Annotated in this window: 18 protein-coding genes; 15 read left to right on the top strand and 3 right to left on the bottom strand. The window is 39.1% G+C overall.

The features are described 5' to 3' along the window. Positions 1-13: 13 nt before the first annotated feature. Positions 14-832: an aldo/keto reductase gene (locus tag I6G50_RS08375; protein WP_197908536.1), complete on the bottom strand. Its 819-nt coding sequence runs from the start codon at positions 830-832 to the stop codon at positions 14-16. A 140-nt stretch (positions 833-972) separates the two neighbouring features. On the opposite strand from I6G50_RS08375, the gene I6G50_RS08370 reads away from it, so the two are divergent. The 12 genes from I6G50_RS08370 (at position 973) to I6G50_RS08315 (ending at position 11,865) form a co-directional block, all read left to right on the top strand. Further along, positions 973-1,326: a winged helix-turn-helix transcriptional regulator gene (locus I6G50_RS08370; RefSeq protein WP_003134942.1), complete on the top strand. Its 354-nt coding sequence runs from the start codon at positions 973-975 to the stop codon at positions 1,324-1,326. Positions 1,327-1,354: 28 nt separating this feature from the next. After that, entirely contained in the window at positions 1,355-1,747 is a 393-nt protein-coding gene (locus I6G50_RS08365) for a VOC family protein (RefSeq protein ID WP_197908535.1), read from the top strand. A 120-nt stretch (positions 1,748-1,867) separates the two neighbouring features. Continuing rightward, positions 1,868-3,373 carry a 23S rRNA (uracil(1939)-C(5))-methyltransferase RlmD gene (gene rlmD / locus I6G50_RS08360; protein ID WP_197908533.1) on the top strand — a complete coding sequence of 502 codons (1,506 nt, stop codon included), beginning with the start codon at positions 1,868-1,870 and terminating at the stop codon, positions 3,371-3,373. Positions 3,374-3,429: 56 nt separating this feature from the next. Next, positions 3,430-3,939: a GNAT family N-acetyltransferase gene (locus I6G50_RS08355; protein ID WP_003134938.1), complete on the top strand. Its 510-nt coding sequence runs from the start codon at positions 3,430-3,432 to the stop codon at positions 3,937-3,939. Between the two features lies 1 nt (position 3,940). Next, a complete protein-coding gene (locus I6G50_RS08350) occupies positions 3,941-4,288 on the top strand; it encodes an MmcQ/YjbR family DNA-binding protein (RefSeq protein WP_197908531.1) in 348 nt (115 codons plus the stop codon). 2 nt (positions 4,289-4,290) lie between these two features. Continuing rightward, a complete protein-coding gene (locus I6G50_RS08345) occupies positions 4,291-4,539 on the top strand; it encodes a DUF1912 family protein (RefSeq protein ID WP_003134934.1) in 249 nt (82 codons plus the stop codon). A gap of 123 nt (positions 4,540-4,662) precedes the next feature. Then, positions 4,663-5,277 carry a FusB/FusC family EF-G-binding protein gene (locus I6G50_RS08340; protein WP_197908529.1) on the top strand — a complete coding sequence of 205 codons (615 nt, stop codon included), beginning with the start codon at positions 4,663-4,665 and terminating at the stop codon, positions 5,275-5,277. A gap of 297 nt (positions 5,278-5,574) precedes the next feature. Then, a complete protein-coding gene (locus I6G50_RS08335) occupies positions 5,575-8,217 on the top strand; it encodes a valine--tRNA ligase (protein WP_197908527.1) in 2,643 nt (880 codons plus the stop codon). Positions 8,218-8,366: 149 nt separating this feature from the next. Further along, a complete protein-coding gene (locus I6G50_RS08330; protein WP_081168444.1) occupies positions 8,367-9,713 on the top strand; it encodes a glucose-6-phosphate isomerase in 1,347 nt (448 codons plus the stop codon). Between the two features lie 92 nt (positions 9,714-9,805). Next, positions 9,806-10,345, top strand: coding sequence for a 16S rRNA (guanine(966)-N(2))-methyltransferase RsmD (gene rsmD / locus I6G50_RS08325; RefSeq protein WP_003134927.1), 540 nt, complete (start codon positions 9,806-9,808; stop codon positions 10,343-10,345). Continuing rightward, positions 10,335-10,832 carry a pantetheine-phosphate adenylyltransferase gene (gene coaD, locus I6G50_RS08320; RefSeq protein ID WP_003134926.1) on the top strand — a complete coding sequence of 166 codons (498 nt, stop codon included), beginning with the start codon at positions 10,335-10,337 and terminating at the stop codon, positions 10,830-10,832. Before rsmD ends, coaD begins: the two co-directional genes overlap by 11 nt. Beyond that, a complete protein-coding gene (locus I6G50_RS08315; protein ID WP_197908526.1) occupies positions 10,822-11,865 on the top strand; it encodes a SepM family pheromone-processing serine protease in 1,044 nt (347 codons plus the stop codon). The genes coaD and I6G50_RS08315 overlap by 11 nt, the downstream gene beginning before the upstream one ends. 32 nt (positions 11,866-11,897) lie before the next feature. Here the strand turns inward: I6G50_RS08315 and adhE are convergent, their stop codons facing one another. Then, complete coding sequence (gene adhE, locus I6G50_RS08310) at positions 11,898-14,597, bottom strand: bifunctional acetaldehyde-CoA/alcohol dehydrogenase (protein ID WP_197908524.1); 2,700 nt, start codon at positions 14,595-14,597, stop codon at positions 11,898-11,900. A gap of 157 nt (positions 14,598-14,754) precedes the next feature. Beyond that, positions 14,755-15,795: a lactonase family protein gene (locus tag I6G50_RS08305; protein ID WP_003134922.1), complete on the bottom strand. Its 1,041-nt coding sequence runs from the start codon at positions 15,793-15,795 to the stop codon at positions 14,755-14,757. A 272-nt stretch (positions 15,796-16,067) separates the two neighbouring features. Between I6G50_RS08305 and rpsB the strand changes: the two genes are divergently transcribed. From rpsB to ezrA, 3 genes are all read left to right on the top strand, one after another. Continuing rightward, a complete protein-coding gene (gene rpsB / locus I6G50_RS08300; RefSeq protein ID WP_003134921.1) occupies positions 16,068-16,841 on the top strand; it encodes a 30S ribosomal protein S2 in 774 nt (257 codons plus the stop codon). 76 nt (positions 16,842-16,917) lie between these two features. After that, positions 16,918-17,946 carry a translation elongation factor Ts gene (tsf, locus tag I6G50_RS08295; protein ID WP_003134920.1) on the top strand — a complete coding sequence of 343 codons (1,029 nt, stop codon included), beginning with the start codon at positions 16,918-16,920 and terminating at the stop codon, positions 17,944-17,946. A 228-nt stretch (positions 17,947-18,174) separates the two neighbouring features. Next, the gene (ezrA, locus tag I6G50_RS08290) at positions 18,175-19,905 is read left to right on the top strand and encodes a septation ring formation regulator EzrA (RefSeq protein WP_197908522.1); all 1,731 of its coding nucleotides are present in this window, start codon (positions 18,175-18,177) and stop codon (positions 19,903-19,905) included. Positions 19,906-20,200: the final 295 nt, after the last annotated feature.

Below are 20,200 nucleotides of genomic sequence, written 5' to 3'. Positions count from 1 at the left end.
AAGGTTCCTTATTTTAAAAATTAAATGTATCTGGATCTGGTCCGACACGGAGATTTTCATCAAGTTGATTCAAAGCTTCCATATCTTCTTGATCAAGTGTGAAATCAAAAACGTCTCGGTTAGCAAGCATTCGCTCGACTTTAACTGATTTCACGTTCACCAAGATTCCTTGTTCCAAGTGCCAGCGCAAAATAATCTGTGCAGTCGATTTATTGTGTTTTAAAGCGATGTTCTTGATAGTTGCATTGTCTAATAATTGACCTTGCATTAAAGGCGACCAAGCTTGCGTTTTGATGTCGTGTGCATCCAAAAATTGACGGAGTTCTTTTTGGGCTAATTTGGGGTGTAGTTCGATTTGATTCAAAACGGGAACAGTTTGAGCATAGGTGAAGAGACGTTCTAAGTGATGTTTTTGGAAGTTACTTACACCAATCGCTTTTACTCGACCGTCTTTATATAAGTCTTCCATGGCTTTCCAAGATGCCTCAAAGCCATAATCTGTACCCGGCCAATGAATCAAATAAAGGTCAAGATAGTCTAATCCTAGTTTTTCTAAACTTGCTTCAAAACTTTGGATTGTTTCGTCATAAGAGAGGTTGCTGCCCCAGAGTTTTGATGTGACAAAAATGTCTTTACGTGAAAGTTTAGCTTGGCGAAGGCCTTCTTTGATACCTTGCCCTGTACCTTCCTCATTACCATAAATTTGGGCAGTATCGATTAAACGATAGCCATTGAGGATACCGTTTTTAACTACTTCAGCAGTGTCTTCATTCGGAATTTGAAATACGCCTAGCCCTAGCTCTGGAATATCAATGTTATTGTTAAGTTTCATTGTCTTTTCTCCTTGTATTTAAATTTGACAAAAAATAGTATATAATAAATATAACTAAATAAATAGTACCTACTTTTTTGTTATATACATACATAAAAGTAAGTTTTGTTTAAATTATGAGTTTGTGAGGTATATTTTTTTTGGAAAAAATTTATAATATTGGTGTAGAAGCTACGATGGATGTCATTGGTGGAAAATGGAAATCCATCATTTTATGTAATCTCAGACATAGTCCCAGAAGACCAGGGGAGCTTAAACGAAATATTCCCGGGATAAGTCAAAAAATGCTGACACAACAGTTGCGGGAGCTAGAGTTAGATAATATTATCGTTCGTAAAGTTTACAACCAAGTTCCTCCTAAAGTAGAATACTCAATCAGCCCTTACGGAGAGAGTTTAAACTATATCTTGGATAGTCTGTGCAGTTGGGGAGAAGAGCATGTCAAAGCTTTAAAAGAGCAAGGCGATGATGTCTGCATCTTAGAAGCAGATTAAGTAAATAGAGAGGCATGAGGGAGAGTTTATGTATAAACCGCATTTTAACAACGTACACCATATAGCCATTATCGGAAGCAACTATGAAAAATCACGGAAATTTTATGTTGATATTTTAGGTTTTCCTATCATTAGAGAAAATCGTCGTCCTGATAAAGAAGATGTAAAAATCGATTTGAAAATGAATGAAGAAGCTGAGATTGAGCTATTTATCAAACCTGATGCGCCTGAACGCGTGTCGTATCCAGAAGCGAAAGGTTTGCGACATCTGGCGATAAAGACGTCTCAGATTGAAAAAGATATAGAATATTTAAAACGTCAAGGAGTGAAAGTAGAAGAACTTCGTGTGGACGAAATTACCGATAAAAAGATGGTTTTCTTTTATGATCCAGATGAATTACCTATTGAGTTACATGAATAATAAAAAGTCCCAGTTCAATAACTGGGACTTTTTATAGGTGCTTTGTTTGTAGAAAAAACCTTTTCGTCTCTAAAATAATTATATATTGCTATATACATCAGTTTACCGTATAATTGGGGTATGATTAATCTGAAAATTGGACAAAAAATCCCACTCAATATTGAGCGTATGGGTATCAATGGCGAAGGAATCGCCTCTTACCACGGACGCTTGGTTTTTGTACCCTATGCACTGCCTACAGAAGAAGTTTTGGCAGAAATTACAGAAAATGCTCGTAATTTTTCACGTGCGAAGGTTGTAAAAATAAATAAAAAGTCAAAATACCGTGTGAAACCAGAAGATCGTGTGTATCACGAATTAAGTGGTTCTCATATTATGCACTTGGCTTACCCACAACAGTTGGAGTTTAAACGTGATTTATTGCGTCAATCTCTCGAAAAATATCGCCCAACAGGCTGGAAAAAATATGAACTGTTACCAACCCTAGGTATGGAAAATCCTTTGCGCTACCGTAATAAGTTACAGTTCCAAGTACGCCGCCTTAATAATGGTGATGTTATTGCCGGTCTTTATAAAGAAGGCACACATCACTTGGTTAACTTGGAAAACTGTTTAGTTCAAGATGAAGTGATTCAAAATATCGCTAATCGTATTTGTCGTTTGATCGAAAAATACAATCTGCCTGTTTATGATGAACGTAAAGTGATGGGTATCCGTACGATCGTTGCACGCCGCAGCCAAAAGACAGGTGAAGTCCAAATTATTTTCGTCACATCTGCACGTATTACTTTGGATGGTCAAGTTTGGCCTGCGCCACGTGAGGAATTATCAAAACGTCAACGTAAAGATTTAGTGAAAATGGATAACATTTTGTCCGACTTGACAGAAGAGTTCCAAGAGATTGTTTCGATCTCTGCAAACTTCCATCCGAAGAAAACAAGCGAAATCTACGGAGACCGCACACAAATGCTTTTCGCTGAGAAAGAAACAATCACTGAAGGCGTTTTGGACTATGACTTTGAGTTATCACCACGGGCTTTCTATCAGTTGAACTCTGAACAAGCCAATGTACTGTATGGTGAAGCTGTTCGTGCGCTTAACCCGAAAAAGGATGATCGTGTAATCGACGCTTACTGTGGTGTAGGTACGATTGGTTTTGGTGTAGCGAAAAAAGTGAAGTCGGTTCACGGTATGGATATCACACCAGAGTCAATCACAGATGCTAAAGCCAATGCTAAACGTCTTGGATTTAAGAACTGTCATTATGAAGTAGGTAAAGCTGAACGTATCATTCCAAACTGGTATAAATCAGGACACAGAGCGACAGCTCTCATCGTTGACCCGCCACGTACAGGCTTGGATGATGCTTTGTTAGAAACGATTACGACTTATACACCAGAAAAGTTGGTTTATGTTTCTTGTAACGTTTCAACTTTGGCAAAAGACCTCGTTATTCTTTCACAATTTTATAGTATCGAATATATTCAATCTGTTGATATGTTCCCACATACAGCACGTACAGAGGCTGTCGTTAAAATGCGTAAGCTTGCTAAACCTTTAGCTGCACCTTTCCGCGCTGAAAAGCCAAAGCAACAATACGATAAACCACGTAAAAGAAGAAAATAACGAAGTTTCATTGATAAGACTTGAGACCCAGTTAATTTTAGATTAAGAGGAAGAAGATGATTTATTTAAGAAAAGCAAACTTGTCAGATGTAGCAGATATTATGCCTATTATTACGCAGGCGCGTGAATTTTTAGGTAAATCAGGCAGTGACCAGTGGCAAGCAGAATATCCCGCAAAAACGGATATTGAAAACTTTATCGGAGAAGATGTGGGCTATGTGTTAGTTGTTGATGAAACAGTGGCTGGTTTTTGTGCGGTTATCACAGGTGAAGATACGCAATACACAAAAATTTATGATGGTAGCTGGCTGAATGATAATCTAGATTATGTGACTGTTCACTGTCTGGCGCTCTCTGACCAATATCGTGGTCGAGGCCTTACTAAGTATCTTTTCTCTAATATTTTTACTTTGATGTATGCGCGAGGTTATCGTGACTTCCGAGTAGATACACATCCAGCTAATTCAGTGATGCAAGCTGTCTTTGAGCGTGAAGGTTTTGAGAAGCGTGGCATGGTTTTCTATGAGGGAGATCGTTTCGCTTATCAGCTTCTCTTAGGAGAATGAAATGAACAAAGAAGGCTGGCTTGAGTTTTGCTTGTCACTTGGCCCTACTTTTGCTGAGACACCTTTTGCAAAGATGGAAAAAGGACCAGCTACTCTTGTTGTGAAACATCTGAAAAACAAAAAATCTTTTGTTTATATCTCAGAGCGAGAAGGCAAAACCGTTGTTGCTGTCAAAGGTCTACCTGCAGTAAATGAAGAGCTGCGTGAAGCTTTTGACTCTGTAAAACCAGCCTGGCATATGAACAAAACCCACTGGAATGATATCCATTTTGAGGGCGATGTTTCTGATGCACAAGCAAAGCAAATGATTGAAAACAGTTATAATCTAATAAAACCAAAAAGAGAATAAACATGGAATACAAAGAAAAATTTTTAAAAGACTTTAGTGAGTGGGTTGATCAGCAGGTTGAACTTTCCGAAATGGCAATGAAAGCCGCTGAAAAGATTGCACACGAAGACAAAAAAATTGAAGCAAAAGAGGCTGCGATTCGTTATGAAAGTCGCCTTGATGCTTATAATTTTATTCAAGGAAAGTTTGAAAACTACAAGGCTGGTAAGGATTTTCATGATGTGCCAGATTTAGGAACAAAGACTTTTTAAAGAAAAAGGAGGATTTTATGTCTCTAAATACTATGGTTGGTAAACAAGTGCGAGTAATTGCTCTCGCATAAGTTTACCGCTAAGTAAAAAAATTCTCACTTAGCGGATAGTTAAGGAGAAAAAATGAAAGCATACGAATACAATAGAATAAAATATCTGACTTTTGACTTAATCAATGTCTATCACTCGGTAAATGATAAGGCGACTGTTGAGGCAGTCTATGCTCAAACTGTGTCGGAAGCACAAGAACTCTCTGATGAGATGGAACTTGCTCTTTTTCTGGAGAAACTTGCGGACAGCAAGATGACCAAAGAACAAGCTGAGAGAGACTTACTGGCCTTGAAAAACTTGGTAGAGCCCTTTGTTTTGCCTTCTGAGAGTCAGTTGAAGAAGATATTCAAGAAAGTAAAAAAACTCAAAGTCCCTGCTCAGTCAGCTTGGGATATGAGAGAAATCACTTACTTTTCTTGGAATGAAGTTTCGAGCAATCGTAAGTATATTGTGACGGCAGATGGTCGGGGCTTTTATGGCACCCTGTCTGGAAATTTGAAAAATATTTGTGCAATTTGTCAAAAAACAAGCCAAGTTACTCAGTTTTTAGCGACAACAAAAAGGGGTTCTGATGGAACTTATACTAAAAATGGAACCTACATCTGTGTGGATGGCGATACATGTAATCAGCAAATACAACAGATAGAGGGCTTTGAGCGATTTTTAGAAATTATCAAAGAACGCTAGTCATCTTGCAAAAATTAAATAAATCTGATAGAATAAATACACTAAATGAGGAGTAACAAACCTAATCTTTGAGAGAGAAATCGGTCGCTGCGAGATTTCAGATGAAGTTTGTGAAGGTTGCATGAAGGTCAGTTGAATAAAAAATAAGTGTCTGCTTTTCGTTAAGCAGGAATTTAGGTGGTACCGCGCGTGAGCGTCCTATTTTGGATGTTTGAGCGCGGTATTTTTATTACTCAAGACTTCTCTAAGCCCTACTCCATCAACATTAAGAGGTTTCGTACCGAAAGGAAAAAAGAAATGACCGAAGAATTATCGACAAAATTTAATCCTGCTGAAGTAGAAGCAGGTCGCTATGAAAAATGGCTTGAACAAGGCGTTTTTGCCCCTTCTGGTGATAAAAAAGCAAAGCCTTATAGTATTGTTATCCCACCACCAAATGTTACAGGTAAGCTCCATTTAGGACATGCGTGGGATACGACCCTGCAAGATATCATTATTCGTCAAAAACGTATGCAAGGTTTTGATACGCTCTGGGTACCGGGTATGGACCATGCGGGGATTGCTACACAAGCTAAGGTCGAAGCGCGTCTTGCAGAAGACGACATTACACGCTATGATTTAGGACGTGAAAAATTCTTGGACAAAGTCTGGGAATGGAAAGATGAATACGCCTCAACTATCAAGCAACAATGGGGTAAAATGGGTATTTCTGTCGATTACAGCCGGGAACGTTTTACTCTTGACGAAGGCTTATCCGAAGCAGTACGTAAAGTTTTTGTTAACCTTTACAAAAAAGGCTGGATTTACCGTGGTGAGTTTATCATCAACTGGGATCCTAAAGCCATGACTGCACTTTCTGATATTGAGGTTATTCACAAAGATGTGGAGGGCGCTTTCTATCACATTACTTACCCATTAGCAGACGGTTCAGGTGCGCTTGAAGTAGCAACGACACGTCCGGAAACTTTCTTTGGTGACACTGCAGTTGCTGTAAATCCGGCGGATGAGCGTTATGCTAAATATATTGGCCAAAGTGTCATCCTTCCAATCATTAATAAAGAAATTCCGATTGTGGGAGATGAACATGCAGACATGGAAAAAGGTACAGGTGTTGTTAAAATTACGCCTGCCCATGATCCTAATGACTTCCTAGTGGGTCAACGTCATGACTTGCCACAAGTAAATGTCATGAACGCTGATGGCACGATGAATGAGCTGACAGGTGAATTCAACGGAATGGATCGTTTTGAAGCCCGTGAAGCGATTATTAAGAAGCTGGACGAATCAGGTAACTTAGTCAAGGTTGAAAAAATGATGCACTCCGTAGGACACTCCGAACGTACAGGTGTCATGGTTGAGCCACGTTTATCTACCCAATGGTTTGTCAAAATGGAAGAATTGGCAAAAAATGCAATTGCCAACCAACAAACAGAAGATGCGGTTGAGTTTTACCCTCCACGTTTTAACGACACTTTCCTCCAATGGATGGAAAATGTTCATGACTGGGTTATTTCACGCCAACTCTGGTGGGGTCATCAAATTCCTGCATGGTACAATGAAGCGGGTGAAATGTATGTAGGCGAAGAAGCGCCCGAAGGTGAAGGTTGGGTACAAGATGAAGATGTACTTGACACATGGTTCTCCTCAGCCTTGTGGCCATTTTCAACTATGGGTTGGCCTGATGAAAATGCTGAAGACTTCCAACGCTATTTCCCAACTTCAACTTTGGTTACCGGATACGATATCATTTTCTTCTGGGTATCACGCATGATTTTCCAATCACTAGAATTCACGGGTAAAGCTCCCTTTAGCAATGTTCTCATCCACGGTTTGATTCGTGATGAAGAAGGACGTAAAATGTCTAAATCATTGGGTAATGGTATTGATCCGATGGATGTGATTGAAAAATATGGGGCCGATGCTTTGCGCTGGTTCTTGTCAAACGGCTCTGCACCAGGTCAAGATGTTCGTTTCAGCTATGATAAGATGGATGCATCTTGGAACTTTATCAATAAAATTTGGAATGTTTCACGCTATATCCTGATGAATGCTGAAGATATTACCGCAGAAGAAATTTCAGCCAATCTTGAAAAAGTTGCAGCGAAAACAGCGGGTAACGTTACAGACCGCTGGATTCTTACACGTTTGAACGATACTGTTGCACGTGTGACGGAGCAAATGGATAAATTTGAGTTCGGTGTAGCGGGCCACATTCTCTATAACTTCATCTGGGATGAATTTGCCAACTGGTATCTTGAGTTAACTAAGGAAGTCATGTTTGGTGATGATGAGTCAGAGAAAAACGTGACACGTTCGGTACTTGTTCACGTCCTTGATCAAGTCTTACGTTTGCTTCACCCAATCATGCCTTTCTTTACAGAAGAAATTTTTGAAAAGCTCCCTACTTCAAACGGTCAATCCATCGTCGTTTCAGCTTATCCAGAAGTTCATTCAGAGTTTGATGATGCAGAAGCTGGTGACGGAGTTGCTATGCTGATTGAAATTATTACAGCGGTACGTAATATTCGCGCCGAAGTAAATACACCTTTATCAAAAGCTGTGCCAATGCTCATCAAATCAGATAAAGAAGATTTTCTTAACAAGGTTGCTGCTTATATTCGCCGTTTCACAAACCTAAGTGAGTTGACTATTGCTGCTGAAATGGGAGTACCTGAACAAGCCATGTCCGCTGTAATCACGGGTGCAGAAATTTACTTACCTTTAGCAGGATTGATTAATATTGATGAAGAAATTGCCCGTCTTAATAAAGAGCTAGACAAATGGCAAAAAGAACTTGATATGGTTAACCGCAAGCTTTCAAATGAAAAATTTGTAGCAAATGCTAAAGCAGAGGTTGTAGACAAAGAACGTGCCAAACTGGCAGATTATCAAGAAAAATTTGAAAGTACACAAGCACGTATTGAAGAATTGAAGAAATAGAAATATATTGCTAGAAAAAGTTCCTAATTGTGGGAACTTTTTCGTTTTGGTATAGATAGGTTTACAATATCTTAAATTTTCATTTCTTGTTAAACCCATGAAAAAGTGATAAAATAAACAAAGAAAAAAACTCTAAGGAGAGATATAAAATGGCACATATTAAATTTGACTATTCTAAATTAAAACCATTTGTAGCTGATAAAGAACTTGACGAGATTCAATGGCAAGTTGACGGCGCAGATAAACTTCTTCGTGAAGGTACCGGTGCAGGTTCAGACTTCATCGGTTGGTTAGATCTTCCAGAAGACTATGATAAAGAAGAATTTGCTCGTATCCAAAAAGCAGCAAGCAAAATTCAATCTGACTCAGAAGTACTTATCGTTATCGGTATCGGTGGTTCATACCTTGGTGCACGCGCAGCGATTGATTTCTTGAACAACAGCTTTGTTAACCTTCAATCAAAAGAAGCCCGTAAAGCACCACAAATTCTTTACGCAGGAAACTCAATTTCTTCAAGCTATCTTGCTGACTTGGTAGAATATGTTGCAGATAAAGAATTCTCCGTGAATGTTATCTCTAAATCAGGTACGACAACTGAACCAGCTATTGCTTTCCGTGTATTTGAAGAACTTTTGGTTAAAAAATACGGCCGTGAAGAAGCAAACAAACGCATTTATGCAACTACCGATAAAGAAAAAGGTGCTGTTAAAGTAAATGCCGATGCAAACAACTGGGATACTTTCGTCGTTCCAGATTCTGTTGGTGGACGTTTCTCAGTCTTGACAGCTGTAGGTCTTTTGCCTATCGCTGCATCAGGTGCTGATATTACAGCGCTTATGGAAGGTGCTAATGCAGCACGTAAAGAATATACAGCTACAGATGTGCGCGAAAATGATGCTTATGCCTATGCTGCTCTCCGTAACATTCTTTACCGTAAAGGTAAACTGTCAGAAATCTTGATTAACTACGAGCCATCATTACAATATTTCTCAGAATGGTGGAAACAATTGGCAGGTGAATCTGAAGGGAAGGACCAAAAAGGTATTTATCCAACATCTGCAAACTTCTCAACAGATTTGCACTCTTTAGGACAATTTATCCAAGAAGGTACACGTTCTGTATTTGAAACAGCAATCCGTGTAGAAAAACCACGTAAAAACATCACTATTCCTGAACTTGAAGCTGATCTTGATGGACTTGGTTACTTGCAAGGTAAAGATGTTGACTTCGTTAACAAAAAAGCAGCTGACGGTGTCTTACTTGCCCACACAGATGGTGATGTGCCAAATATGATCGTGACATTGCCAGAGCAAGATGAATTTACTTTGGGTTACACTATCTACTTCTTCGAGCTTGCAATCGCAATCTCTGGTTACTTGAACGGTATCAACCCATTTGACCAACCAGGTGTTGAAGCTTACAAACGTAACATGTTTGCTCTTCTTGGTAAACCAGGATTTGAAGAATTAAGTGCAGAACTTAATGCTCGTCTTTAATAATAAAAACATTTAAAAAAAGTCATGATTCTTTGAGTCATGGCTTTTTTGTGCTCTTGGGTGATGGGCGATCAGTGTGCTATAATATAGAAATGAGAGTTGTAGCAGGAAACTATGGTGGTAGACCACTCAAAACATTAGCAGGAAAAACAACACGCCCAACGACAGATAAAGTAAAGGGTGCTATTTTTAATATGATTGGTCCTTATTTTGATGGGGGACGTGTCTTGGATTTGTTTTCAGGTTCAGGGTCTTTGGCTATTGAAGCCGTTTCACGTGGGATGGATAGTGCCGTGATGGTGGAGAAAGATCGATCTGCTCAAATGGTTATTCTTGAAAATATCAAGATGACAAAAGAAAGTGAAAAATTTCAACTTTTAAAAATGCCCGCAGAAAGAGCATTGACCAATATTACGGGGCAGTTTGATCTTGTTTTGCTAGATCCTCCTTATGCGAAAGAAACAATCGTTGCTAATCTAGAAAAAATGCAAGAAAAGAATCTGCTGGCAGAAGAAGCCATAATTGTTTGTGAGACAGATAAAGAAGTAGAGCTTCCTGAAGCGATTGGGCAGTTATCAATCTCTAAAGAAAAAATGTATGGAATTTCAAAGGTTACAATCTATGAAAAATAAAATTGGCTTATTTACAGGCACTTTTGACCCCGTGACAAAGGGCCATTTAGATATTATCCAACGCGCGAGTTTACTGTTTGATAAACTTTATATTGGTATTTTTAAGAACGAGACTAAAAGTCCGCTTTTCAGTCTTGAAGAACGTGTATTGCTGATTGAAGAAGCTGTCGCAGACCTACACTTGGATAATGTCGAAGTGATTGCACACAATAACGACCTGACAGTAAAGGTTGCTGACAAGCTGGAAGTCACGGCCCTTGTTCGTTCCGTACGTAATGCTACAGATTTAGAATATGAAAAAAATATGATTTATTTCAATCGCGAAATGACAGGAATAGAAACTATTTTACTGGCAGCAAGGCCTGAGCTGGAAAATATCAGTTCAACCCGGATGCGTGAGTTATATCATTTTGGGCAAGACCTTAGCCAATGGCTCCCTCAAAATGTTATTGAAGCACTGAATAAGAAGAAATCAAATGAAGACTGAAAAAATAAAAAATAAAAGAAAATTCAAGCTTATTTTATCGATAGGGCTACCGCTTATCCTTGTGGTAGGCCTATTCTTTCCTTTGCCTTATTATATTGAGCAACCGGGTGGAGCGATACCCGTGAATCAAATGGTAAATGTAGCAGGAAAAAAAGATGAGCATAAGGGAAATTTCTATCTGACTACAGTGGAAATGGTGCGAGGTTCTGCCGCAAGTATACTTTATTCTAAGTTCGACCCTTTTGCGGATGTGCTAAGCAGTAAGGAAATGACTGGTGGTTTGACGAACCAGCAATTTGACCTAGTTAATCAGTTTTACATGCAAACGGCACAGAACACAGCAGTTTATCAAGCTTTTAAACTGGCTGGTAAACCTTATGAAATGGAATATCAAGGTGTGTATGTTCTTAATATAAGTGAAGATTCGACTTTTAAAAATGAACTACAACTTTCCGATACGGTGACCGAAATTAATGGTAAAACATTTAAGTCTTCTGCAGAGATGATAAAGTATGTCTCTCAACAAAAAGTGGGTGACAGTGTAACTATCAAGTATACACGGATAGATGGAAGTCGCCATGAATCAATAGGGAAATATATTAAGTTAAGCAATGGTAAGACTAGTATTGGTATTGGCCTAGTTGATCATACACAAGTCGTAACTGACCCGAAAGTGAAAATTGATGCTGGAGCTATTGGTGGACCTAGCGCTGGCATGATGTTCACTCTAGAAATATATGGGCAACTTACAGGAAAGGACTTGCGTCAAGGACGAGAAGTAGCTGGAACTGGCACAATAAATGAAGATGGAAGTATAGGACAAATTGGAGGGGTAGACAAAAAAGTCACAACTGCCAGTAAAGAAGGTGCTAAAATCTTTCTCTGCCCAGATGAAACAGAAGAGCAAAGCAAGGCCTCAGGAACCAGTAACAACTATACTGATGCCTTGGCAGCAGCGAAAAAGTTAAAAACTGACATGAAAATCGTTCCTGTAAAAACGATTCAAGAAGCTCTGGATTATCTTGAAAAATAAAAAAGCTGTTATTCACAGCTTTTTTTATTTGTTTAATATTGATCTCTTAAGAGTGTTTTAATTTCGGCAATACTTGGCTGACGTGGATTTCCTGGTGTACATTGATCATCATAAACGAGGTTTGATAATTTATCTAATTCACGTTCCAAATGGTCTTTATCTACTCCATTGCCTGAGAGTGTTACATCAATGTCAATGCTGTCGGTCAACTTCTTAATCTCCATGATAAGTTTATCAACAAGTTCGGCATCATTTTGACCAGTCAATCCGATATAACGAGCAATTTCGGCATAGTCTTCTTGAGCACGATAAATTTCATAACGTGGGTAAGGCGTACGTTTCACATTGCCAGTAACTGCATTGAACTTAATCACGTGAGGCATAGCGATAGCAATAGCTAATCCGTGTGGTAATTCAAACTCTCCACCAACTTTATGGGCTAATGAGTGGTTGATTCCGAGGAAAGCATTGGCGAAAGCCATACCAGCTAGTGTTGCAGCATTATGCATATTGGCACGAGCGACCTGACCTTCTTTAGAAGGTTTTGAAGGATCGTATTGGTAAGAAGTTGTTAAGTTGTCAAAGATGAGTTTGATTGCGCGAAGTGACAATGGTTTAGTATAGTCAGAGGCCATTACAGAGACATATGATTCAAGCGCATGGCTGAGAGCATCAATACCTGACCAAGCGACTGTACGTTTTGGAACAGTCATAACAAACTCAGGATCCACGATAGCTACTTGAGGTGTTAATTGATAATCAGCTAAAGGATACTTCACGTGTGTCTCATCATCAGTAATAACAGCAAATGGTGTAACTTCTGATCCTGTACCAGAAGTGGTTGGGATACAGACTAACTGTGTTTGCTCTTGGTGAGGGAATTTGACAATACGCTTACGGATGTCGATGAATTTTTGGGCCAACTGCTCAAAGAGAGCTTTTAGGGCCACGTCATCATTAAGATCAACCTCGCCGCGTACAGAATATTCATAAATCAAGCGACCAATTTTAGCAGCATCAAGTGGAGAACCACCACCAAGGGCGATGACAGTATCTGGCTTGAAATCATTCATTTGGCGTGCGATTTCGATAGCTTGTGAGAGTGTTGGGTCGGGTTTTACAGAGCCATAGATAGCTGTCTGAACCTGTGTTTCACGTACGGCTAACTGTTCAAGCATGTGGTCAACAAAGCCAAATTGTAGCATGCCGTGGTCGGTTACGACAAAGGCGCGTTTCACATCAGGCATTTCTTGTAGATAAGAAATTGAGTTGTTTTCGTAGTAGATTTCTTTTGGCAGACGAACCCATTGTGGGCGATTACGACGACGTGCCACTGTTTTAATATTCAATAGATCATATGTACTCAAGTTGTGTGAGATTGAATTTTTACCCCATGAACCAGTTCCTAGCGTCAAAGATGGACGCATTGCATCAGTATAAATATCACCAACTCCCCCGATAGAGTCAGGTTGGTTGACCAAGATACGCGCTGCACCGATAGCATCCGCATATTCTTTGACGAATGGGTCGTCTTGTGCACCGATTTGGATCGCTGCATTGTGGCCTGCCCCTTGGTATGCTAAGAGCTTTTGGACAATTTCCTTACCATTCTCACGTGATGTAGATTTGTATAAGGAAAGAAGTGGACTAAGTTTTTCAGAAGATAAAGCTTCTCCAATGTTTTCTTGGTCAAGTTCAAAGAGAAGGACATCTTTACCCTCAGGTACTTTTACACCGGCTTGCTCAGCAATCCAAGGTCCTGGACGTCCTGCAACAGGTCCGGTTACTCCGAAACCTTCCCCTGCACGTTCAACAAAGACAAATTTTTCGATTGCTTCATAATCTTCCTTCGGTACTTTATAAGCCCCATGTTCTTGGAGTTTTTCAAGGAACTCATCGTAAATTTCTTCTGCAATGACAGCTGAATTTTCGGTTGCACAAATCATACCGTTATCAAAACGCTTAGAAAGAAGAAGGTCTTCAACAGCACGGTCAACATTGGCTGTAGCATCTACAAAGACTGCACCATTACCTGCACCAACACCTAAGGATGGATTACCAGATTTGAGGGCTGCATTTACCATACCCGGGCCACCAGTAGCTAAGATTGAAGCAATCCCCGTATTTTGAATAAGTGCTGTTGTATTATAAAGGCTAGGATCTTCAACCCATTGGATAAAGTTTTCTGGCGCTCCAGCTTTCAAGGCTGCTTCATAAACGATTCGTGCGGCATGTGAAGAGCATCTTTGGGCTTGAGGATGGAAGGCAAAAACGATAGCATTACGTGTTTTTGCTGATAATAGTGATTTGAAAATCGTTGTTGAGGTAGGGTTAGTTGTTGGCACAATACCGGCCAGAACACCTAGTGGGGCTGCAATCTCAACAGAGCCGGCAACTTTGTTTTCACTGATTACTCCGACAGTTTTATCATTTTTGATTGAATTATAAACGGATTCTGAAGCGAAACGGTTTTTAGTATCTTTATCTTCCACGATACCACGCCCTGTTTCATTATGAGCCTCGTGAGCCAGTTCGAGTGAATGTTCACTTGCGGCTAAAGCCATGGCAGCAACGATTTTGTCTACTTGAACTTGAGTGTAGCCTTCAAACTGCAAAGCGGCTTGATGGGCTTTTTTGACTAGACTATCTGTATAGGCTTCAGCTTTGGCTACTAACTCCATTTTATCAGCAGCTGTCAATTCTTTTTTGGTAGTGGTTTTATTGCTTGACATATATTAAATTTCTCCTTTGTGAAATTTATCACGTTATTATTTTAACAAAGTTTGTAAGTGCTGTCAAATAATATTGTGTAATTTAGCACAATATTATTCTTGATAAGATACTCCTCGCATTTTAATGCTAAAAAAACCGCCTTATTTGGCGGTTTTTTTAGAGTGTTGGTAAAATGCAAGTGCCCTCTGGGCTATAAAAGTCTTTTTGTTTAAGTGTAAGTAACCCTGTTTTCCTGTCTCGACGGAAAAGGCTAATGTTATCACTGTCTTGATGTGCTACGATAATGAAATCCTCTGTACTATTAAAATTAAAATCACGAGGCGTTTTGCCTTCGGTTTTTACGATATTTTCTAAAGTTATTTTTGTTCCTAATGGGCTGACACTGTAAATAGCTATTGAATTATCGCCTCGGTTGGAAGCATAAAGGAATTCTCCGTCGGAGGAGAGGCGAATCGCAGCTGCACTTTTTACACCATCATAATTAGCTGGAAGGGTACTGATAGTTTCTAAAGCTGCAAAGCGTCCTTTTTCTTCATTATAACTGAGAACAGTAACTGTTGAAGAAAACTCACCGATAGCGTAGGCTATTTTACCGTTAGGATGGAAAGTGAGGTGACGCACCCCTGTACCTGCTGGCATACGATACAAAGTAACAATAGAAAGCTTACCGTCTTCTCCGACCACATCATAAACAGTAATTTCATCTGTCCCAAGATCACACGTTACAAGACGACCATCTGGTGTAAGATCCGCATAATGTACATGTGGACGTTCTTGACCCGGATGAACTTTCGATCCTTCACCCTCATGTTTTACTGTATCAGTCAAAACCAATGAGCCATCTTTTTGAATTTTATAGACACGAATTTCACCCAAATGATAGTTTGCGCCATAAACAAAGCCACGTTTATCATCAACAGCTACATAACAAAGTGGAGCACCAGCGCCGGTAACATAATTTAAGAGCTCTGCTTTCCCTCTTTTATAAGATAAAGAAGCAATACCTCCGCCATGCTCATCCGCAGCACAGGTATAAAGGTGCTGTTTCTTTTTATCTAAAGCGAGATATGTTGCATTTTGAACAGTAGCAACCTCTGTTAAATTAGAAAGTTCTTCCTTTGCAATGTCTAAATCAAAACTGTAAATCCCCTTTGATTCACGCTTAGTGTATCCACCAACCAGAATTTTTTCGCGCATAGTTTGGCTCCTTTTACATTTAATATTCGTATAATTATTTTATCATAAATGAGCGTTTTCAGGAAACTAAATCTCTCACATTTTATAATACCGAGAGTGTCTCTCCAGAGATAAGAAGGTTACTTGCAATACAGCTTAACTTAGTGTATAATAGTAGTGTTGTCGCTTGGCAACAATTTCACATTTTGGCTTGACAGTGTCGTAGTGCACATGTGTAGCGGCATTGGCTGATGGTCAAAAGAGGAAAAACTATTTTAAAAGGAGACATTAATATGTCAGTTATTTCAATGAAACAACTTCTTGAAGCTGGTGTTCACTTCGGTCACCAAACTCGTCGTTGGAACCCAAAAATGAAACCATTCATCTTCACAGAACGTAATGGTATCCACGTTATCGACCTTCAAAAAACAGTTAAACTTGTTGACGATGCTTACAACTATGTACGTAACGCTTCAACTGAAGGTGCAGTAGTACTCTTTGTTGGTACTAAAAAACAAGCTTCAGAAGCTGTTAAAGAAGAAGCCCTCCGTGCTGGTCAATACTACGTAAACCACCGTTGGCTTGGTGGTATGCTCACTAACTGGAACACTATCCAAAAACGTGTTGCACGCCTTAAATCAATCAACAAAATGGAAGAAGACGGAACTTTCGAAGTTTTACCTAAGAAAGAAGTTGTTCTTTTGAATAAAGAACGCGAACGTCTTGAAAAATTCATCGGTGGTATCGCTGATATGCCTCGCATCCCAGATGTGATGTACGTTGTTGACCCACACAATGAACAAATCGCTATCCAAGAAGCACAAAAATTGGGAATCCCAGTTGTAGCTATGGTTGATACAAACGCGGATCCAGATCCAATCGACGTTATTATCCCAGCTAACGATGATGCTATCCGTGCAGTTAAATTGATTACTGCTAAAATGGCTGACGCTATCATCGAAGGTCGTCAAGGTGAAGATTCAGTAGAAGAAGAACTTGCAGTTAAAGATACTGCTGCTTCAGAAGAATCACTTGAAGAACTTGCTGAAATCGTTGAAGGCAAATAATTTGTAATGAATAATACAGGCGAGGCCCTACGCCTCCCTGTTTTTTTATAAAATATAATAATAGGAGAACTATACAATGGCAGTAACAGCAGCTCAAGTTAAAGAATTGCGTGAAAAAACTGGTGCAGGTATCATGGATGCTAAACGCGCACTTGTTGAAACTGATGGAAATATGGAAGCAGCAGCTGAGCTTCTTCGTGAAAAAGGTATTGCTAAAGCTGAGAAGAAAGCTGACCGTATTGCCGCTGAAGGTTTGACAGGTATCGCCGTAAATGGTAATACTGCAGCACTTATCGAATTGAACTCAGAAACAGACTTTGTTGCTAAAAATGAACAGTTTGTTGCTATCGTTAAAGAAACAGCTGAACTTATCGCAGAGAAAAAACCTGCAACAAATGAAGAAGCTTTGGCTTTGACAACTGCAGAAGGTATCAGTCTTGAAGACTCATATACTCAAGCTACAGCTACTATCGGTGAAAAAATTTCATTCCGTCGTTTCCAACTTATCGAAAAAACAGACGAACAAACTTTTGGTGTTTATCAACATAACCAAGGGCGTATTGGTGTAGTTACAGTTATCGAAGGTGGAGACGCTGAGCTTGCTAAATCTGTTGCAATGCACATTGCTGCTATGAATCCAACAGTTCTTTCATACAAAGACTTGGATGCTGAGTTTGTTCATGATGAATTAGCTAAAATGAACCACACTATTGATGAAGACAATGAAAGCCGCAAATTGGTTAACAAACCAATGCTTCCACATCTTGCATATGGTTCACGCAGCCAATTAACAGAAGAAGTTCTTGCTAATGCTGAAGCTGAAATGAAAGAAGAACTCTTGGCTGAAGGTAAACCTGAAGCTATCTTGGGTAAAATCATTCCAGGTAAGGTTGCTAAATTTATCATTGACAATACTAAAGTCGACCAAGCGTACACACTTCTTGGACAACTTTACGTAATGGATGACAGCAAAACAGTTGAAGCTTTCCTTGAAACTAAAGGGGCTAAAGTAGTTGCTTTCACACGCTATGAAGTTGGTGAAGGTATCGAAAAAGCTGAAAATAATTTTGCAGCTGAAGTTGCAGAAGCAGCAGGTCTTGCTTAATTTAAAAATAAAGAAAAAGCAGTTCAAAAGAACTGCTTTTTTCTTTGGAATTCATCCTTGTTTTTGGAAGAGTTTTCTAAAGGAATAGCTGTAATATTTTAGGCATTCTAAAAAATGTAGAAAAGTGATGTAAAATCAAATATAATGTGCTATAATAAAGAGTGAAACTTTGTATTTAAAAATAAGTTTAAATAAAAAGATAAAATTACCTAAAGTTTTGGAGAGAAGATGTCAAGTACAATAATTATTCTTTTGGGCGTTCTCATAGTCATTGTCGTTGGATTCTATGTTTTTTCAATGGTAATGCGTAAGAAAACAGAAAATCGTATTCTTGAGTTGGAAGAACGCAAGGAGCTGCTTTTTGATTTGCCAGTGCAAGAGGAATTAGATGCTGTCAAGAAAATGCATTTGGTTGGCCAATCGCAAACAATTTTTCGCGAGTGGAACCAAAAATGGATTGACTTGTCATCAGATTCTTTTGCTGACTTAGAAAACCATATTTTTGAAGCCGAGCAATTGAACGACTCCTTCCATTTTTTCCGTGCCCGTGAATCTGCAGACGACAGTGAAGCACAAATCGAGGTTATGGAATCAGAAGTTGAAGCTATTCGTGCAGGTGTTGCTGAATTAGTGGAACAAGAAAAACGTAATTCAACAAAGATTCAAGAATCCCTTGACTTATACGAAACACTGCGTGATGAGATTACTGACAATCAAGAAATCTATGGAACAGTTATCGATGAGATCAATCGTAATCTGGCAAATATTGAAACAGAATTTTCACAATTTGTAACCCTTAACTCAACCGGCGATCCAATAGAAGCGGCGGAAGTGTTAGAAACAGCCGAAGAGCATACTATTGCTTTGCGTGCGATCACTGAACAAATTCCAGATCTTTTAGTGGTTGTAGATAAAGAATTGCCTAAACAAATTGAAGAGTTAGAAGAAACAATCAAGAAGTTTGAAGATGAAGATTATGTTCTTCCTGCTAGCGTGGATCTTGAAAGTGAAATGGCAAGTGTTCATAAAGATCTAGAAGAAGCCAAAACACTACTTGATAGCTTTGAGCTTGAAGCAACTGAAGCACGTATTACATCAATCAATGACCGCATCAACAGTGTTTACGATATCTTTGAACGCGAGTATAAGGCACGCCGTAGTGTTGAAAAACGTGTGAATATTCTACGAAGCTATATTGAGCACACACGTGCCAACAACAAAAATCTTTTGTTGGAAATTGATCATACCATGCAATCTTACCTGCTTTCAGATAACGAAAAGGCAGCGGTACGAAGCTATTCCGAACATCTTGATATCCTTGAAAGAGAAGTTGACAGTGTACTTGAAGCTGTCACTGAAAAACAAAAACCTTATTCAGCTTTAGGTGGCAATGTAAATTCTATCGTTGATGCTTTGGAAGACATTGAAAAAAACCAAATCAGCATTAGTGAAGGTCTTGTTAACTTACGTGAACAAGAAAAAGTTGCGCAAGAAACTGCGGATCGTTTTGATTCAGAATTACGTATTATTAAGCGCTATGTTGAAAAACGTAATCTACCTGGTTTGCCAAAGGATTATTTGGATCTTTTCTTTGCTACGAGCGAACGCTTAGAAGCACTTTTCAAAGAGTTGGGTAAAGTACGAATCAATATTGATGTAGTGAATCATCAGTTAGATACTTCCACTCATGATATGGAAGCTCTGAAAGATGCGACAGATGACTTAGTCGATCATGCCGTTCTTGCAGAACAATTAATGCAATATGCTAATCGCTATAAAGCAAGTGACGAGCGTATAGCAGGAGCTATAGCACGTAGCTTACAACTCTTTGATCGTGCACGTAACTACGATGGTGCTTTCAATGAAATTTCTAATGCTCTAGAGATGGTTGAACCTGGTGCAGCTGAACGTATTGCTAACGTTTATAATAATCATAAAGAAAAACCAGATTATCGTTAAAAACAGCAAAAAGCGTAAGTATCAACTTATGCTTTTTATTTTTTCTCTTTTTTGTGAGGCTTTGTTTTTATTTGTTATTTAACTCGTGTCTTTTTCTAACACGTGAATGCACACGCATGCTGCAACAGGATGATTAAGGGGTATACATAGTGAGCCAATGAGGGGGGCCAGAGTGGGAGAATGCCCACCTTCTACAAGAGACACTTGCTAAAAGTGTAACGAGCATACCAGCTTTTCTTCACAGCTTATCTTAACATTGAAGGGGATTTTATGTATAATGTATCTGAAGAAGCCT

The organism is Lactococcus garvieae (assembly GCF_016027715.1).
Lineage (GTDB): Bacteria > Bacillota > Bacilli > Lactobacillales > Streptococcaceae > Lactococcus > Lactococcus garvieae_A.
This window is presented reverse-complemented; position numbering and strand designations above follow the sequence as displayed.

What these genes read in the sequence shown, in the direction of transcription:
- I6G50_RS08375 (WP_197908536.1), bottom strand. Translation starts at nt 832, where the DNA reads ATGAAACTTAACAATAACATTGATATTCCAGAGCTAGGGCTAGGCGTA.
- I6G50_RS08365 (WP_197908535.1), top strand. Translation starts at nt 1,355, where the DNA reads ATGTATAAACCGCATTTTAACAACGTACACCATATAGCCATTATCGGA.
- rlmD (WP_197908533.1), top strand. Translation starts at nt 1,868, where the DNA reads ATGATTAATCTGAAAATTGGACAAAAAATCCCACTCAATATTGAGCGT.
- I6G50_RS08355 (WP_003134938.1), top strand. Translation starts at nt 3,430, where the DNA reads ATGATTTATTTAAGAAAAGCAAACTTGTCAGATGTAGCAGATATTATG.
- I6G50_RS08350 (WP_197908531.1), top strand. Translation starts at nt 3,941, where the DNA reads ATGAACAAAGAAGGCTGGCTTGAGTTTTGCTTGTCACTTGGCCCTACT.
- I6G50_RS08345 (WP_003134934.1), top strand. Translation starts at nt 4,291, where the DNA reads ATGGAATACAAAGAAAAATTTTTAAAAGACTTTAGTGAGTGGGTTGAT.
- I6G50_RS08340 (WP_197908529.1), top strand. Translation starts at nt 4,663, where the DNA reads ATGAAAGCATACGAATACAATAGAATAAAATATCTGACTTTTGACTTA.
- I6G50_RS08335 (WP_197908527.1), top strand. Translation starts at nt 5,575, where the DNA reads ATGACCGAAGAATTATCGACAAAATTTAATCCTGCTGAAGTAGAAGCA.
- I6G50_RS08330 (WP_081168444.1), top strand. Translation starts at nt 8,367, where the DNA reads ATGGCACATATTAAATTTGACTATTCTAAATTAAAACCATTTGTAGCT.
- rsmD (WP_003134927.1), top strand. Translation starts at nt 9,806, where the DNA reads ATGAGAGTTGTAGCAGGAAACTATGGTGGTAGACCACTCAAAACATTA.
- coaD (WP_003134926.1), top strand. Translation starts at nt 10,335, where the DNA reads ATGAAAAATAAAATTGGCTTATTTACAGGCACTTTTGACCCCGTGACA.
- I6G50_RS08315 (WP_197908526.1), top strand. Translation starts at nt 10,822, where the DNA reads ATGAAGACTGAAAAAATAAAAAATAAAAGAAAATTCAAGCTTATTTTA.
- adhE (WP_197908524.1), bottom strand. Translation starts at nt 14,597, where the DNA reads ATGTCAAGCAATAAAACCACTACCAAAAAAGAATTGACAGCTGCTGAT.
- I6G50_RS08305 (WP_003134922.1), bottom strand. Translation starts at nt 15,795, where the DNA reads ATGCGCGAAAAAATTCTGGTTGGTGGATACACTAAGCGTGAATCAAAG.
- rpsB (WP_003134921.1), top strand. Translation starts at nt 16,068, where the DNA reads ATGTCAGTTATTTCAATGAAACAACTTCTTGAAGCTGGTGTTCACTTC.
- tsf (WP_003134920.1), top strand. Translation starts at nt 16,918, where the DNA reads ATGGCAGTAACAGCAGCTCAAGTTAAAGAATTGCGTGAAAAAACTGGT.
- ezrA (WP_197908522.1), top strand. Translation starts at nt 18,175, where the DNA reads ATGTCAAGTACAATAATTATTCTTTTGGGCGTTCTCATAGTCATTGTC.